This is a genomic window from Brevibacterium sp. Lmc1, from assembly GCF_057654315.1.
In genome coordinates, this window is sequence record NZ_CM172803.1 from 1,849,686 (window position 1) to 1,866,210 (window position 16,525).

Annotated in this window: 11 protein-coding genes; 6 read left to right on the plus strand and 5 right to left on the minus strand. The window is 64.7% G+C overall.

What is annotated here, in order from left to right:
• Positions 1-47 precede the first annotated feature (47 nt).
• Complete coding sequence (locus tag AC239G_RS08235; RefSeq protein WP_139466944.1) at positions 48-905, plus strand: PHP domain-containing protein; 858 nt, start codon at positions 48-50, stop codon at positions 903-905.
• A 227-nt stretch (positions 906-1,132) separates the two neighbouring features.
• On the opposite strand, the gene AC239G_RS08240 is transcribed toward AC239G_RS08235, so the two are convergent.
• The gene (locus AC239G_RS08240; protein ID WP_181270434.1) at positions 1,133-2,665 is read right to left on the minus strand and encodes a DEAD/DEAH box helicase; all 1,533 of its coding nucleotides are present in this window, start codon (positions 2,663-2,665) and stop codon (positions 1,133-1,135) included.
• A 60-nt stretch (positions 2,666-2,725) separates the two neighbouring features.
• Here AC239G_RS08240 and AC239G_RS08245 point away from each other — a divergent pair, with 60 nt between their 5' ends.
• Entirely contained in the window at positions 2,726-3,358 is a 633-nt protein-coding gene (locus AC239G_RS08245; RefSeq protein WP_039210607.1) for a ferritin-like fold-containing protein, read from the plus strand.
• A 158-nt stretch (positions 3,359-3,516) separates the two neighbouring features.
• Here AC239G_RS08245 and AC239G_RS08250 read toward each other — a convergent pair whose 3' ends face one another.
• Both AC239G_RS08250 and AC239G_RS08255 read right to left on the minus strand, forming a co-directional pair.
• Positions 3,517-3,738: a DUF3107 domain-containing protein gene (locus tag AC239G_RS08250; RefSeq protein WP_173153838.1), complete on the minus strand. Its 222-nt coding sequence runs from the start codon at positions 3,736-3,738 to the stop codon at positions 3,517-3,519.
• Positions 3,739-3,858: 120 nt separating this feature from the next.
• Positions 3,859-4,452 carry a TetR/AcrR family transcriptional regulator gene (locus AC239G_RS08255; RefSeq protein ID WP_253903686.1) on the minus strand — a complete coding sequence of 198 codons (594 nt, stop codon included), beginning with the start codon at positions 4,450-4,452 and terminating at the stop codon, positions 3,859-3,861.
• A gap of 115 nt (positions 4,453-4,567) precedes the next feature.
• On the opposite strand from AC239G_RS08255, the gene AC239G_RS08260 reads away from it, so the two are divergent.
• Together AC239G_RS08260 and AC239G_RS08265 are read left to right on the plus strand one after the other, a co-directional pair.
• On the plus strand, positions 4,568-7,888 hold the full coding sequence (locus AC239G_RS08260) for a PD-(D/E)XK nuclease family protein (RefSeq protein ID WP_487490054.1): 3,321 nt from the start codon (positions 4,568-4,570) through the stop codon (positions 7,886-7,888).
• Positions 7,888-11,067 (plus strand): ATP-dependent helicase, encoded by a 3,180-nt coding sequence (locus AC239G_RS08265; protein WP_181270436.1) that lies wholly within the window; start codon positions 7,888-7,890, stop codon positions 11,065-11,067. The genes AC239G_RS08260 and AC239G_RS08265 overlap by 1 nt, the downstream gene beginning before the upstream one ends.
• A 2-nt stretch (positions 11,068-11,069) precedes the next feature.
• On the opposite strand, the gene AC239G_RS08270 is transcribed toward AC239G_RS08265, so the two are convergent.
• Positions 11,070-12,296 (minus strand): protein kinase family protein, encoded by a 1,227-nt coding sequence (locus AC239G_RS08270; RefSeq protein WP_229663904.1) that lies wholly within the window; start codon positions 12,294-12,296, stop codon positions 11,070-11,072.
• Between the two features lie 137 nt (positions 12,297-12,433).
• Here AC239G_RS08270 and nudC point away from each other — a divergent pair, with 137 nt between their 5' ends.
• Complete coding sequence (gene nudC, locus AC239G_RS08275) at positions 12,434-13,411, plus strand: NAD(+) diphosphatase (protein WP_139466949.1); 978 nt, start codon at positions 12,434-12,436, stop codon at positions 13,409-13,411.
• Positions 13,408-15,447, plus strand: a complete 2,040-nt coding sequence (locus tag AC239G_RS08280) for an ATP-dependent DNA helicase UvrD2 (RefSeq protein WP_139466950.1) — start codon at positions 13,408-13,410, stop codon at positions 15,445-15,447. Before nudC ends, AC239G_RS08280 begins: the two co-directional genes overlap by 4 nt.
• Here AC239G_RS08280 and AC239G_RS08285 read toward each other — a convergent pair.
• Positions 15,424-16,326 (minus strand): hypothetical protein, encoded by a 903-nt coding sequence (locus AC239G_RS08285; RefSeq protein WP_139466951.1) that lies wholly within the window; start codon positions 16,324-16,326, stop codon positions 15,424-15,426. The two genes, AC239G_RS08280 and AC239G_RS08285, sit on opposite strands and share 24 nt — an antisense overlap.
• Positions 16,327-16,525 lie beyond the last annotated feature (199 nt).

A 16,525-nucleotide genomic window follows, 5' to 3' on the forward strand; every position in this document is an offset into this window, starting at 1 on the left:
TGTGTACACGTGGAAGTCGGAACGACAGATGCAGATAGACTGTGACCATGGTCATCGATCTCCACGTGCACACCGCATTTTCGGACGGGACCCAGACCCCGTCCGAACTCATCTCAGAAGCCTCGATGGAGGGCATCGACGTCGTCGGACTCACCGATCACGACACCACTGCAGGTTGGACCCTTGCCGAAGATGCCGCCCGCGTCTACGGGCTCGGCCTGGTGAGGGGAATGGAGATCTCCTGCCGCTACGAGGGGATCAGCGTGCACCTGCTCTCCTACCTCCACGACCCATACGATACGGGGCTGGCCGAGGTCGTGCAGGAGACCAGGCGGGCGAGACTCGATCGCACCCACCTCATCATCGAACGATTGGCCGAAGACTATCCGATCGACATGGATGCGGTGCTCTCCGTCTCGGGAGAGGACGCCACGATCGGACGTCCGCATATCGCCGATGCGCTGGTCGCGGCCGGCGTCGTCGAGTCCCGCACCGAAGCGTTCTCGTCGATTCTGTCCAGCCAGGGAAAATATCATGTGTCCCTGCCGACGATCGATCCGATCACCGCGATCGGGCTGATTCGGGAGGCCGGGGGAGTCTCGGTCTTCGCCCATCCGCGCGCGGCCATGCGCGGTCGGGTCGTGCCCGATTCGGCGATGACCGAATTCATCGCCGCCGGTCTCGACGGACTCGAGGTCGACCATAGGGACAACCCTCCGCAGGAGCGAGAGGCGATGCGACGTCTGGCGCATGAGCACGACCTCATCGTCACCGGCTCCAGCGACTATCACGGCACGGGCAAACCCAACCGCCTCGGCGAGCACGTCACCTCCGACCATATGCTCGCGAAGCTGCTCGAGCGTGCGGCATCACGGCCGGGGGGCGTCGACTACATCCAGGGCTGAGCCCGGCTCCGATCTGCGCCAGCCTTCATCCGGCGGTTGAGATCGGCCGAGGATTCGGCGGACGCAGCGCATGCGCGTGATGGATGATGAAGCGTGCGAACATCATCGGTCACAGAATCGAACGGGATCAGGGCTCGAATCGAATGCAGGATGCACGAAGGGCCCCGCCGAGTGGTCGGGGCCCTTCGTGCAGACGGTACGGAGAATAGGTCTCGCCAGCGGAGAGGTCAGTCCTCGCTGGAGTCGGTGGCCGGGTGACCGCCCTGACCCGCCTGGCCGCCCTGCGCGCGGTTGACCGGCTTGCCGCCGCGGGTGCGGCGACGGCTGCGCTGGCGGCGCGGTTTGCGGCTCTCCTCGCCGGATGCGGACGTGGCGTCACGACGGTCGGATGAGCCGCCTTGGCGAGAATCCGAACGGCCACGGCCGGAACCGCGACGATCAGACTCACGGGCCTGGCGCTCACCGGAGGACTTCTCGTCCTCGCTTTCGGGGTGCTGGCGCGGCAGTCGGCCCTTGGTGCCCTTCGGGATGCCGAGCTCGGAGAAGAAGTGGGGCGAGGTCGAATAGGTTTCGGCGGGTTCATCGAAGTCGAGGCCGAGGGCCTTGTTGATGAGACGCCAGCGGGGCATGTCATCCCAGTCGACCAGGGTCATGGCGACACCGGAGTTGCCGGCTCGACCGGTGCGTCCGATGCGATGGACGTAGGTCTTCTCGTCCTCGGGGCACTGGTAGTTCACGACATGGGTGACATCGTCGATGTCGATTCCGCGGGCCGCGACATCCGTGGCCACGAGCACGTCGACCTTTCCGTCGCGGAAGGACTTCAGAGCCTTCTCACGCTGTGACTGACCGAGATCGCCGTGGAGCGCCTTGACTGCGAAACCGCGATCCTCGAGTTCGGCTGCGAGCTTGTCGGCGGTGCGCTTGGTGCGGGTGAAGATGATCGTGCGACCACGGCCCTCGGCCTGGAGCATGCGGGCGACGAGCTCGGATTTGTCCATCGAATGGGCGCGGTAGACGAACTGCGTGGTGTTCTTGCCCGTCAGCGACAGGTCCTCATGGTCCTGGGCGCGGATGTGGGTGGGCTGGTTCATGTAGCGGCGGGCGAGGGTGATGACCGCACCCGGCATGGTGGCGGAGAACAGCATCGTCTGGCGGTGGGCGGGCACCGCGTTGATGATCTTCTCGACGTCGGGCAGGAAGCCGAGGTCGAGCATCTCATCGGCTTCGTCAAGGACGACGGTGCGGACGCGGTGGAGCTTGAGGATCTTGCGACCATAGAGATCGAGGAGGCGGCCGGGGGTGCCGACGACGACGTCGACGCCGGATTTGAGCCGGTTGATCTGCGGATCGAAGTCCATGCCGCCGTAGATGGTCATGATGTCGATGTCACGCTGCACCGAGGCGGTGACGAGATCGGCCGCGACCTGCTTGGCCAGCTCACGGGTGGGAACGACCACGAGGGCCTGCGGCAGCCGCGGCTCCTTGGCATCGCCCACGCTGTCGGGAGTCGAATCGGGGTCGGAGGTGACCGACGAGTCCTCGGTTTTGCCGACGACACGCTGGAGCAGGGGGATTCCGAATCCCAGGGTCTTTCCGGTGCCCGTCTTCGCCTGCCCGATGATGTCGGCTCCCGACAGTGCCACGGGCAGTGTCAGTGCCTGAATGGGGAAGGGGTGGGTGATTCCTGCCGAGGCCAGTGAGGCCACGATCGGTCCGGCGACTCCCAGCTCCGCGAAATCCGCTTCTGTCTCCGCCATATTCCAAACTCCTTTTAGCGCGTACGCGCTTGTCATGGTGCGAACCGGTAGTCTTGAACTATGCCCGATTCTGTCCCATTGGCCGGTAATGATGCTGCAACGCTCGCACTTCTGGCGTTCGGCGAGCTGACCGGTTTCGAACGTATGGCCACAAACGCGACGACCGCAGCGGATCTGGATGACAAGGTCATCCTGGCGCGGCTGGCCTCTCAGTCATTCGCGAACTTCGAACAGCTCTCACAGCACATCGATCAGATGGGCCAGGATGTGATCGAGCTCTGTCAGCATTTCGAACCGACCTTCAGCACTCTGGCTGAAAGGACTCGTCCTCGCGACTGGTACGAAAGCCTCATGAAGGGATTCGTCTTCGACGGAATCATGAATGATTTCTACCGCACGGCGGTGGACGAACTCGCGGAGCCCGGATACAGCCTGGCTATTGCAATTCTCGATGATACACGTGCCAGCGAATATGCGCGCAATCGTCTGACCTCCGAAGTGGCTGTCGACACACAGCTGGCCTCGCGGCTGGCCCTGTGGGGCCGCAAGCTCGTCGCCGAGACCCTGGGACGGGCACGCAGTCTGCTCACCGATCCGTTCCTCGGCCTCGACGAAGATCTCGTCGTCGAGCTGATCCCGGCGGTGACGTCGAATCACTCGAAGCGGATGTCGGCGCTCGGTCTCGTCGCCTGATCACACTATAGGCGCTTGCACCGGCAGCGGAGCACGATTCCGCGTCTGCAGCACGAACCTGCGACGGACTCGCGATCCTGCGAGGGACGCACGGTTCCGCCGCGAACGCGAAAAGGGCCCCAGTCGTTGCGACCGGGGCCCTTCCGCTCAGGCGCAGCTCAGGCGCTGAAGCCTACGCGACGTGAAGTCTCGGCACCGATTTCGAGGTAGCCGAGCGAAGCGGAGGGGACGTAGACCTGACGGCCCTTCGTATCGGTGAAGGTCAGCAGCCCATCGGACTGGATCTTCTCTTCGATGCGGGCGGCGAGAGCCTTCGCATCCTCGTCCGTTTCGAGGGTGATCTCGCGCTGAGTCTGCTTGACGCCGATCTTGATTTCCATGGTGCTCCTTGTGCCGATGCTCGGTGATCGATGACGGATTGGACTGTGTTCAGCTTAACGTCCGCAGACTTGGGTTTCTTCCCCATGGATTCTGCTGAAGGCTGAGCGGCCGGTGGAACGTCAGCGATCTGCGAACGACCGCAGTCCGCCCCAGCTCATCTGGGTGAGCAGTTCGACAGCTGTGTCGACGTCGACACCGCGTTGAGAGTCGATCTGCTTGACGACGACCTCGGCGGTGCCGATGAGAGCCCGGCACAGCAGCTGTGCCTCATCGTCGCTGAGGCGGGCGAAGTTCTTCAGCGCCGACACGACCCGTGTCGCCGAACTCTCCCGCAGCGCGCGCAGCTTCTGTTCGGCTTTCGGCTCGTAGACGTCCGAATTGAAGATGATGACGAACTCTTCGCGGTGTGAGACCACGAAGTCGAAATACGCGCGATAGGTCGCGTGGACCTGCTCATGCGGATCTGTCGTCGATCCCAGAGCTTCGGCGAGCCGAGAGTCGAGCAGCGCCGCCGAGGAATCGATGAGTGCCAGGTAGAGGTCCTGCTTCGAATCGAAGTGCTGATAGAGAACAGGCTTGGACACACCGGCTGCCTCGGCGATCATGTCCATTGAGGTCGTCCGATATCCACGGGTGGCGAAAACGGAGCGTGCGACTCCCACTAATTGGTCGCGGCGCTGGTCACGGGGCAATCTCTGTTGTGGACTCGACATTCTTCAATGCTACGCGAAGTCAGGCTGTGCACCGGGCATCCGCGCTGTCACTTTGACGACGCGCCGGTCAGGGGCTCGGAAGTCTCATGTCAGCGGGCCGTGATGGAATACGAGTATGGATGAGATGACGCAGCGGATGGGCAGCACCCTGCTCTCGGGCGGCTGCCTGAATATCATCGGGCGGCCGGGAACAGGGAAGACGACTCTGCTCGAGTCGCTCTATGCACAGCTGGTGTCGACGATCGACCCCGCCTCGGTCCTCGTTCTCACACCCGACCGTGATCACGCCGATGTGCTGCGCAATCGTCTCGAGCTGCCCGCTGACGCGGTTCTCTCCTCCGCCCCGGCCCGCAGTCTGGCGTCGTTCGCGTACGGGATCGCCCGTGCCGCACATACGACGCGGACCGGGGAGGATCTCGAATTCATCTCCGGTGCCGATCAGGATGTGTTCCTCGCCGATCTCCTCGCCGGACACGAACTCGGTCGTTCCCGTGGCCCGGCGTGGCCGTCGGAGATCACCGCCGAGGTGCGCTCGACCTCGGCCTTCCGAACCGAGGTCCGCGACGCGCTCAACCGAGTGATGGAGTTCGATTTCGGAATGCGCACGCCCGACACGTCGCCGGAGAACGCAGAACACGTGTTCGACTTCGGTCGCAGCGCCCTGGATCGTGCCCTTGCCGACAACCCCGACCCTCGGTGGCAGGCCGTGGCTGAGATCCTCGACGAATATCTGGGCATCATGTCCATGCCCGGCTACGGGGGCGTCGATTCCGCGACCGTTCTCGCCCTTGCCGCTTTCGAGATCCTCCGCGAACCTGCCGAGGTGACGGCTGGACGTTCGTGGACGTTCGCCCCCGACCGATTGCCCACAGTGGTTCTGGCCGACGGGGTCCAGGACTTCCCTGCCGCCAGTTGGGGAATCCTCGAACAGCTGCGGGCCAGGGGGAGTGCCATCGCTCTGTTCGGCTCGCCCGAGACGGTGACCGGACGTTTCCACGGAGCCGACGCGTCGATCATCGATCGGGCGACGGCCGAGGCCGGCTTCGAAACGGTCGTGCTCGATCGTCAGTGGGATGTCGACCCTGCATTGGCGACGACCATCGACGGATTCGGAGCCAGGATCACCACGCGCTGGTCGACCGGTCATATGCCGCGCCCACGTCCCCTCGAGGATGCTGTTGATTCTGCGGCTTCCGCTGAGGCGTCGGTGACCGTGCCGCAATCAGCTCCGACAGCGTCACCGGTTGAAGAGCTGTCTCCCGTGTCGTCCGAGCCTGCCGTGGAGACGCACGTATTCGAGGGCAGTGCGTCCGGACACCGATATCTGGCCCGTCGGATCACGAACTTCGTCGAACAGGGGCACAGCTGGTCCGATGTCGCACTCATCTGCCGCAATTCGTCGAGTGCTCGCGCGATCGCCAATGAGCTGAGAGCCTCAGGGGTCTCGATCGCCACTCTCATGCAGCCGCTCAATGTCGACCCCGCGACCGCACCGTTGTTGGACCTGCTTTCGGCCGCCCCTGATTTCGACGATGACGAGTCGATCGCCGACCTCGCTCTGTCCCTGGCCGGCAGCATCTACGTCCGCCTCGACCCCGTGCAGATCCGCCGATTCCGGCGAGCAGTGCGCAGACAGTTCCCGGCGTCCAGCAGCACGGCGTCGCTGGCTCAGGCACTGCGCAGCCCGATCGACGATTCGTCCCCACAGGGACTGGCCACGATCTCACGGATGCTCCACGCCGCTGCTGAGGTCGGCACCACCGACCCCCACCAAGCGCTCTGGAGCATCTGGGACGCGGCCGGAGTCGCTGAGAAATGGCAGATCGAAGCCCTGCGCGACCCGGAATCGGTGACCAACGGCTATCTCGATTCGGTGCTCCGGCTGTTCGCGCTGGCCGAGAAGATCGCCGACCGCGGCGGTTTCACCGCTCGCTCGTTCGCCGGCATCGTCGCCGAACAGGACATCGCCCAGGATTCCCTGGCCGATACCGCAGGATTCGCCGACCACGTGCTGGTGGGCACCCCGTCCTCACTGGCCCATGTGCGTGTGCCTCTGGTGATCATCGCCGAAGTCAACGAAGGCGTCTGGCCGAACCCGAAGCTGCGCGGCGGAATCCTCGGCCTCACCGACCTCACGGCGGTGCTCGCCACGGGTGAGACGGTCACCGGCGACCCCGGTTACCACGCGCATGCGAAACGGACGAATCTGCGTGAAGAGGGCGAGCTGTTCTTCACCGCGCTCAGCCGTGCGCAGGAACGCGTGATCGTCACCGCCGTCACCGATGCGGAGACCGAGCCGTCTCCGTTCTTCGATGTGCTCGCCGCTGGCTCCGCCAAGGGCACCGAGGCGGCCGACGGCTATGCGATCACCCACGAGGATGAGCTGCCTCCGCTGACGGTACCGGAGATGGCAGCACATGCCCGCGCTCATCTGCTGCAAACGGCTGCCGCGGCCGATGTCGAAGCTGCGGGGCCATCGTCGACGCTTGTGGACGCCACCACGACCGAAAGCGCCGAAAGCTCTGCGATTCCGGACGCGGACACGCGGTCATGGGCGGCGCTGATGCGGGCGCTCTCAGCTGGTGGCGGGGCGGTGGGGTCACCGACGCAGTGGCGCGAGGCTGAGGACATCACCACGAATGAGCCGCTCTTCACCGACTCCGATACGGTTCGCGTCTCACCCTCCCAGGTCGAAGCATTCACCGACTGCTCTCTGCGGTGGTTCCTCACCCACAACGGTGGTGACCGCCCGATGTCGACAGCCCAAAGTCTCGGAACCATCATCCACGCCGCCGCCGAGAACTATCCGGAGGGCCCCACCTCCGCGATCCGCAGCTTCGTGGAAACTGAGTTCGCGTCCTTGGAATTCGACGCAGAATGGGAACGGGAACGGGAATTCGATGTGGCGATGACCATGGCCGACCGGCTCGGCGACTACATCAAGAAGACTCCGGGCCGCCTCGTCGGAGTCGAAGCACAGGTCTATGCGGTCGGTGTCGACTCGAACGGACGTGAGTGGAAGGTCACCGGACGCCTCGACCGAGTCGAGGAGGTCGAGGGCGGACTGCGCATCGTCGACTTCAAGACCGGCAGGAACGTCGTCGCCGGCAAGGAGATGGACCGGCATGCACAGCTGGGTGTGTATCAGGAAGCCATCAATTCCGGGACCATCAGGATCGGTGAGGACCAGGAGCTCGATGCACACGCTTTCGGCGCTGAACTCGTCTTCCTGCGCAAGTCGGCTCGCACTGTTCGGGAGCAGTCGGCGCTCGACGTCGATGAGAACCCCGACTGGGCTCGTGAACTCATCGACGACGTGTCCGGCAGGATGCGTGCCGCGAGCTTCCCTGCACGGGTCGACCCGCAGAAGTGCAAGTCGTGCCCCGTCCGATCATCGTGCCCGGCGATCGGCCCGAAGATGTTGGAGGAGAACTGATGCGCTTCACCGCCGAGCGGCTTGCCGAGCTCACGGCTGCCGACCCTGCCCAGGCCTTCCCTCCGAGCCCGGAGCAGAAGGTGATCATCGAGGCCGACCCGGCACAGTCGATGAAAGTCACCGCCGGGGCCGGATCGGGAAAGACCACAGTCATCTCCCAGCGTGTGGTGTGGCTGGTCGCCAACGAATTCGTCTCTCCCGAAGAGATCCTCGGCCTGACCTTCACCCGCAAAGCAGTCGGAGAACTCGGCGGACGCATCCGAGTGCTTCTGTCGCGTCTGCGGCACAACCTCGGCCGGGGTCAGGACCTTTCACTGCCCGGTCTCGACAATCCGACCGTGTCCACATACAACTCCTATGCCGCGTCCATCGTCAGCGAACACGGGGTGAGCATCGGCATCGAACCCGAAACTGTCCTCCTCGATGACGCCGCGGCACACACCATCGCCGGGACTCTCATCGATTCGACGCCACCCGACGAGATCCCCGGCGATTTCTCCCGCGAGACGATGATCGCCGATGTCATCGCCCTGGCAGGGCAGATGAATGATCACGGTCGTGATGTCGACGACGTCACGGACTATCTTGAGCAGTGCCTGGCTGCCCTGGTGTCCAGCAAGGGCAAGCCCGTCGATCCCAGTGGACGACGGGCAAAGCTCGAAGCGAAGATCCGAACGGCCCGACTGGCTGATGCCTATATGCGCGCGAAACGGCGCAATCTGGCCATGGACTTCTCCGACCAGGTGCGATTCGCCCAACGCATCCTCGACGAGGTGCCCGCCGCGGCCGAGGCCGAGAGAGCCAGGTGGAAGATCGTCCTCCTCGACGAGTTCCAAGACACCTCGGTGGCTCAGCTGAAGCTCTTGCGCGACCTCTTCCACTCCACCGCAGTGACCGCAGTCGGTGATCCCCGCCAGGCCATCTACGGTTGGCGCGGCGCCAGCGCCGACAACATGGTGCGTTTCTCATCGGACTTCCGGGACGTCGAATCACTGTCGCTGAGCACAAGCTGGCGCAACGACCGCTCGATCCTGCAGGTGGCCAACCGCATCGCCGCCGGACTCGCTGACAGCAGCGAGTCTCCGCTGTCGGCCCGCGATGATGCCGGTGAGGGCGAAGTCTGTGTCGAAATCAGCTCGGGTGCCCACGATCCCGATTTCCTCACCACGGGCCTGCGCGCACTCACGGATTGGTTCCACACGATCCCCGCAGGTTCGTCGAAGGCCGTGCTGTGCCGCAAACGTGCCCACTTCGCGCCGGTCGCGGCGGCGCTGGAAGCCGCCGGATTCGCTGTACACGTGCACGGTTCCTCCGGGCTGCTGACCGATCCCTTCGTCGCAGATCTGCGCGCGGTGCTCACCGCTGCGGTCGATCCTATGGCCGGCGACGAGATCATGAGGCTCGTCAGCGGACGCATGCTCGGCCTCGGCGCAGGCGACATCGCGGGGCTGCAGGCCTTCACTCGCCGTCAGACCGAGCGGCGAGCGTCCGAGCGAACCGAACCGGCCGCCGAGGAGGTGATCGCCGAAGCTATCGACCAGGCGACGATCGTCGAAGGCATCGATGAGCTCATCGAAGTGCGGCGCGTCCTCGACCAAGGAGCGCGGACAGCTGCTGACAGGGGACTCATCGCCGACTATCAGCGGTCCGGTCTGAGCTCGGAGGCGCTGCATCGTCTGGTCCGGTTGGCTCGCGCGCTGCGGGCCACCCGGTCGGGAACCGGCACCGTGGCTTCGATCATCCGCACCGCGATGTCCGAGACCGGAATCGATTCGGATATCTGGGGCCTCGGCGATTCGCTGCGCAATCTGCACAGAGCCTCCGTCGACGCTTTCCTCTCCGCGGCCAGCCAGTACTCGGCCACCGATGACAAACCCTCGATTACAGGCTTCCTTTCCTGGCTCAGTCTCATGGAAGCTCATGATGCGCTGAGCGTCGCCGAGCCGACGACGGCAGCCGATGCGATCAACATCATGACCGTCCATGCCTCGAAGGGTCTGGAGTTCGACGCCGTCGCCGTTCCGTCTCTGGTGGTCAAGGACTTTCCCACCGAGCCGCGGGACAAGGAAGGGTGGATGGATCGCACGGCTCTGCCGTACCCGTTGCGCGGTGACCGCGCACACCTCGTCGACTTCGACCTGCGGGAGGCCGAATTCGAGACGAAGAAGGCCCTGGATGAGTGGATCGGAGACTTCATCCGTCCACGGATCGCCGACGCGCACGAGGGGGAGGAGCGACGCCTCGCCTACGTGGCGTTCACTCGTGCGAAGAGGCATCTGTGGCTCGGGGCGGAACTGATGGGTTCGCGCGCGGTTCCCGACGACCCCTCGCCCTTCCTCACCGAAGCGATCGAAGCCTTGGGCCTCGAAGTGGAGATTCCGGAACCTGCCGACGACACGGCGGAGGACCGCATCGAGACCACTCCATGGCCGGTGCCGCGCACGAAGCAGGTCGCCGCCGCACAGCGAGCCGCCGGTTGGGTCGAAGCGAGCCCGGACGTCAGCTTGGAGTCCTTGGCCGATAATCCGGGAACGATCGGGCGCTTCGCCGCTCAGGCCCTGCGCATCGGTGACCGGCCCGAAGCGGTGTCCGCTGCGGCCATGCCCGACCGTCTGTCGGCAACGGCGCTGGTCGCATGGAGGAGGGACCCGCAGGGTTTCCGTACGCAGACCCTGCGTCCGATCCCGGCTCCGCCCAGCCGGGCGGCCGAGATCGGAACGACCTTCCATTCCTGGGTGGAACAGCACTTCGGCCAGTCGAGCATCGAAATCGGCGAAGACGAATCAGTGAGACCGATCGACGCCGCGACGGTCCAACGGCTGCAGGAGACATTCTCAGCCTCCGAGTTCGCGACGCGTCGGGCCGACCATGTGGAGATGTCCTTCGAACTCGTCCTCGGCAGATTCCGGGTGCCGGGGAAGATCGATGCGGTCTTCATCACCGGGGATCATGCCGAAGTTGTGGATTGGAAGACCTCGAAGAAACCCGATGCGGCAGTGCTCGAAGTGATGAAATGGCAGCTGGCGCTCTACCGGTTCGCGATTCTCAGGGTGCATCCGGAGATCGCCGAGGTGACGGGGACGTTCTACTTCGTCGGCAGTGACGACATCGTGCAGTTCACAGATCTGCCTGATGAGGCCGAAGTCGTCGAATGGCTGGAAGACAACGACATGGGCTGAGATCAGCGGATCCGGCCGGTCTCTTCCCCGTCATCAGTTTCGTCGGCGTCCCGAGTCGGCTCGGTCCGCACCTGCGATCCCGGCTCGGAGTCGAACTCCGAATCGTCTTCCGAGGGCGCCGACGGAGGCTGAGCTCCGGGAATGAACACATCGGGGGCTGCGGTCTCCGTGATCGCGGCTTCCACGTCGGGAGCATCGGCCGCTGCCGGGGCAGAGGAATTCGGGGCCGCTCCGCGAGTGTCTCCACCGTCTGCAGGTTCGATCGCGGACTCAGAAGTCGGTTCCTCAGTGGAGGCGGCTGCATCGGCGGAGGAACCGAACAGGACCTCATTGAACGAGCTGAGGAGCCCGGCGGCATCCTCGACGGCGGTTTCATCCCCGGAGTCGACCGCCTCGAGCAGCCAGTCGAGCACTGCGAATTCGGCCAACAGCTCGGCGCGGGCAATGACATGCTCGTCGGCGCGGGGCCGGGAATTGCGGTACTCCTCGTAGAAGGTCGGCAGGGCGGCAGGATCGATCAGCGCGGAGGCCGCCGCCAGATCGATGGCCGGATCGGCGACGCGCAGACGACCGATCTCGGCGAGTGCGAGCACTCGCTCCTGATCGGTATAGACGCTCGTCTCATCGAGAGAACCGTGGATGGGCGTGGCAAGGAAATGCCAGAGCGCCACCTTCTCGAATTCCTCCTCCCAATGCTGCAGCAGAGACGACGGGACTCGTCCGGTGCTCGCCGCCTGGTCGAGGCGCTCAAGGATGAGGAACTGTGATCGAGAGGGATCCTCCACCGGGAAACCGGCATCGGCGACGGGCTCGGGCGCAGCCGAATGCAGAGTCGCCAGAGCCTGGGCCAGCGAACTGGCCCGCGCAGTGTCGGAGATGGGCACATCGCCCAGCGGCGCACCCGGCAGCGGATCGGCTAGTGTCACAGTCGTCGGGGACGACGTGTCGAAGTAGTCGGCGTCCACCTCGGTGATGGCCCGCAGGCGCGGCCATACGAAGTCAGCGTGTGGATACATGGACTCGTAGATTCGTCCCGCCTCGGCTGCTGAGCCGATGTCCGCGGTCCGATCGAGCTGGGTCTGAGCCGTTGCGACGAGCTGCTGATCGTCATCGCCGAGCAGGACTCTGACTCCGGCATCCAGCGGCGGCAGGGGTGTCCATGTCGTCGGGACGAAGCCGTCGAGCATCGTCGCCGCGATCGCAGTCAACTTGAGCGCCTTGGTATCCACCTTCCCCAATCTACCGTCTGGGTTCGACTGAGACACGGGACTCGCCGTCGAGCGTGTCTGCCGAGGGGACATTCGGGTCCGGTCAGGCATTCACGGCCACGGTCTGAGTGTCAGGACGCTGAGATATCGTGGAGGGCATGAAGCCATTGCCTCCAGTGCAGCCGATCAGCCTCGCCCGACACGGAATCGATCGGGACCATCTGACTCGGGGCCACGACGGAGACCTCAGCGAGATCTGGGCCTCAGGGGCCCTCGCCGTCCTCGAACATCGCGGATCGCTGCTCGTCGCCGGCGGCGGGCTCTTCCTGACCGACCGCGAAGCTGTGCCGGAGGGCCAGACGGAGGTCTACCTCGGCCGAGACCCACAGGGCACCCGCTATATCGGAGTGTCCTTGGACGACGACGGTCGCAGCCACGTCGATTCCCGATTGGACGCCTCTCGCGCCCGGGACGCCACCGATCTGCTGACCGCTCCGGGAGAGGGGATCGACAGTTCCGAACCCGTCTGGCTGACCCTGCGTCATCTCGCCGAAGCCCTTGACGATGTGCAGGTATCCCTGGCCTGCGAGATCGTCGGTTTGGGAAACTGGCATCGTGCACACCTGTTCTCCCCGCGCACCGGCGCACCTACCACTCCGATCATGGGCGGATGGGTCCGCCGCGATCCGGTGACCGGAAGCGAACACTTTCCCCGCACCGATCCGGCAGTCATCGTCGTCATCGTCAACACCGATGACGACGGAGTCGAACGTGTCCTGTTGGGCAACAACGCCGCCTGGGAATCCGACCGGTATTCGCTCCTGGCCGGATTCGTCGAACCGGGTGAGACACTCGAACACGCGGTGATCCGCGAGATCTGGGAAGAAGCTCATCTCGAAGTCACCGAACCTCGGTATCTGGGCTCTCAGCCGTGGCCGTTTCCCTGTTCGCTCATGCTCGGCTTCTCGGCCGTCGCTCCCAGCCGAGACTTCGCCGCCGACGAGGCTGAGATCGCCTCGCTGCGCTGGTTCACCCGGGCGGAGCTGCGCGCTGCCATTGCGAACGGCGAGGTGCGCGCTCCATCGACGATCTCCATCGCCGGTCAGCTCCTGTACAGCTGGTTGGACAACGCATGAATGCTTCGGCCACGGCCCTGCTCGAGGCCTTGGACGAGGAACAGCGCGCCGTCGCCACCCATTTCGACTCACCGGTGATCGTCCTCGCGGGTGCCGGCACCGGTAAGACCCGCGCCATGACGCACCGGATCGCCTTTGGAATTGCGTCGGATGTGTTCCCTGCCAACCATGTCCTCGCGCTGACATTCACCGCCAAGGCGGCGGGGGAGATGCGCTCACGCCTGCGCGGACTCGGAGTCCCCGCGGTCCAAGCCCGTACGTTCCACTCCGCAGCGCTGCGTCAGCTGCGGTTCTTCTGGGACCGGTTCGCCGAAGGAGACTTTCCGCGGATCATCGAGAACAAGGCGGGCATCATCGGCTCGGTCATGCAGAGCCTCGGGTTGGAGACCAGTCGGGAACTGACCAGAGACGTCGCGTCGGAGATCGAGTTCGCGGCCTCGTCCCTGCTCGGCGTCGACGACTATGCGACGAAGGCAGCGGCCCGGGACCTCCCCGGTCAGCTGAGCGTCGACGATATGGTGCGGATCTTCGAAGCCTACGGGGAGGCGAAGACACGGGGACGGCTGCTCGATTTCGATGATGTGCTCCTCGTGCTCTCGGGAGTTCTGGCCGAGTATCCGGCGATCGCAGCCGAGATCCGCGAACAGTACAGGCACTTCGTCGTCGACGAGTTCCAAGACGTCTCGCCGCTCCAATACGATGTTCTCTCCCGGTGGCTGGGCCCCCGTGACAATCTCTGCGTCGTCGGCGATCCCGCTCAGACCATCTATACCTTCGCGGGAGCCGATGCGAGCCTGCTCGGTTCGCTCAGCACGTCGATGCCCGAGGCCAGAACGATCCGCCTGGTGCGCAACTACCGGTCGTCCCAGGCCATCGTGTCCACCGCGAACAATCTGCTGCGACACACCTCTCGGACCGCGCTGACCTTGCGGACCGACAACCCGATGGGCCGCCTGCCGCGCATGGTGGAGTATCCGACCGACGAGGCCGAGGCCACCGGGGTCGTCCAGGCTATCTCGGCAGAGATCCAGGCCGGACGTCGTCCGCGCAACATCGCAGTCCTCTTCCGCACGAACGGACAGAGTCCCTCCTACGAACAGGCTCTGGCCGCAGCCGGGATTCCCTATGTGCTGCGCGGCGGAGAGCGCTTCTTCGCGCGCAAAGAGGTCAAGGAGGCCGTTCTCATGCTCAAGGCCGCACGCGCGACCTCGAGCGGACAGCGTCTGACCGAAGCCGTGACAGAGGTTCTCGGCTCTCTCGGATTCACCCGAGAGCCGCCGGCCGCCGGAGCCGGCAGACAGCGTTGGGAATCGCTCAAAGCCCTCGTCGACCTCGCCGAGGAGCATCAGCACGGTCAGGAACTCCCTGTGCCGATGGAGGTCTTCCTCAGCGACCTGTCGGATCGTGCCGAGCACCAGTTCGCCCCGGACATCGAAGGCGTCACTCTGGCTTCCTTCCACGCGGCGAAGGGCCTGGAATGGGACAGTGTGCACCTGGTGGGTCTCAGCGAAGGTCTGCTGCCCATCAGCTATGCCCAGACGCCTCGAGCCATCGCTGAGGAACGTCGCCTGTTCTACGTGGCGCTGACGCGTGCAGGCACAGACCTGCGGATGAGCTGGTCGCTGGCCCGGTTCGACTCCAAACAGAGACCGCGGAGGTCATCACGCTTCCTCGCCGAACTCGGGCAGTCGGGACCGACGATGGGAGATGGCCGCACAGCGTCGAACTCTGCGGCGCTCAACCGCTGCCGCGGCTGCGGGAGGGCATTGGTCTCGCACCTCGACCGTGCACTCGGACGATGTGCGGACTGTCCTGCCGACATCGATCTCGAGCTGCTGGACCGTCTGCGACGCTGGCGGGTGCGCATCGGAATGGAGCAGGGACTGCCGCCGTACCTCGTTCTCACGGACACCTCGCTGTCAGTCATCGCGGAGGTCCGTCCCCGCACCCTCGACGAACTTGCGCGGGTCCCCGGCATCGGTGCGACGAAGCTCGAACTCTACGGAACTCACCTACTGGGTCTGCTCGGCGACTGACCCGAAATCCGGGACCGGCGTGCGACACTGGCAGCGATCGTGGAAGGTCATTCCACTATCCGTGACCTCGCCGGCATCCAAGGTGACCACGCGTCGGATCGGTGCTGTTTCGGGGCGCAGCAGCGCCTGACGAAGCATCTGAACAACATGCGCCGAACCGAGGATGCGTGCGGCGGGATCGCTGAGGCTCTCACGCTCCGGCAGGGCACGCAGACGCGGATGCTGATCGAGCCAACCGGCATCGCTGTCCTTCCGGTGCAGGCAGGAACACACAGAGCACGGTGTCGAACCGGGCCGGATGAGTCCCGTGATCTCCACAGACTGCTCACCGAGGACGACCTGACAGTGGTCGACTTCGCGATCACTGAGCCACATGGCGGAATTGAGGTCCGGAACCAGGTGAGAACTCGTGACCACCACCGGTGAAGCCATGAGATCGAGCTCCTCGACACGGCGAGCCGCGGCGACGGCGAATCCGAGAGCCGCCAGCTGCCCTTCGACATGGGAGCGCAATGGACCCGTGACCAGCACGGGCCGGGACCTGAGGACCTGGGAGACCCGATCCGGCGACAGATTGAATATGCGCGCCGCGGCGAAGACCGGGGACCCCTTCGGTACGGCGCCGCCGTCCGCGTCGGCCGGGATGAGGACACCTGCCTCGCCGAGGAGGGTGATGAGGGAGCTCGCCCTGCTGAGGTCGACCCCGAGTTCCTGAGCGCGTGAATAGAACTGAGCCGAGCCGATGCCGAGACGGAGATCTTCGATGAGACTGGCGTCACCGAGCAGCAGCCCATCGATGAGCACAGGATCATCTGCGCCGAACTGGATGCACGAGGACGAACGCCATGTGATGGGAACACTCGGAAAGATTCTGAACATCTCGGCCCCTTCGCCTCGCCATCGTGGAGACTTCCACAGTAGTGAACGAGAGCCGGAATGGCCACGGCAGGAGAGAAGTTGTGGATAATCCTGTGGAAAAACGGCTGAGGACAGGCCGGGAAGCGCGTCCCGGCATGCCCTCAGCCGCATAGTGCCCCAGGCGCTCGCGAGGACTCGTGCGGCTTCCCCTTCCGCACGC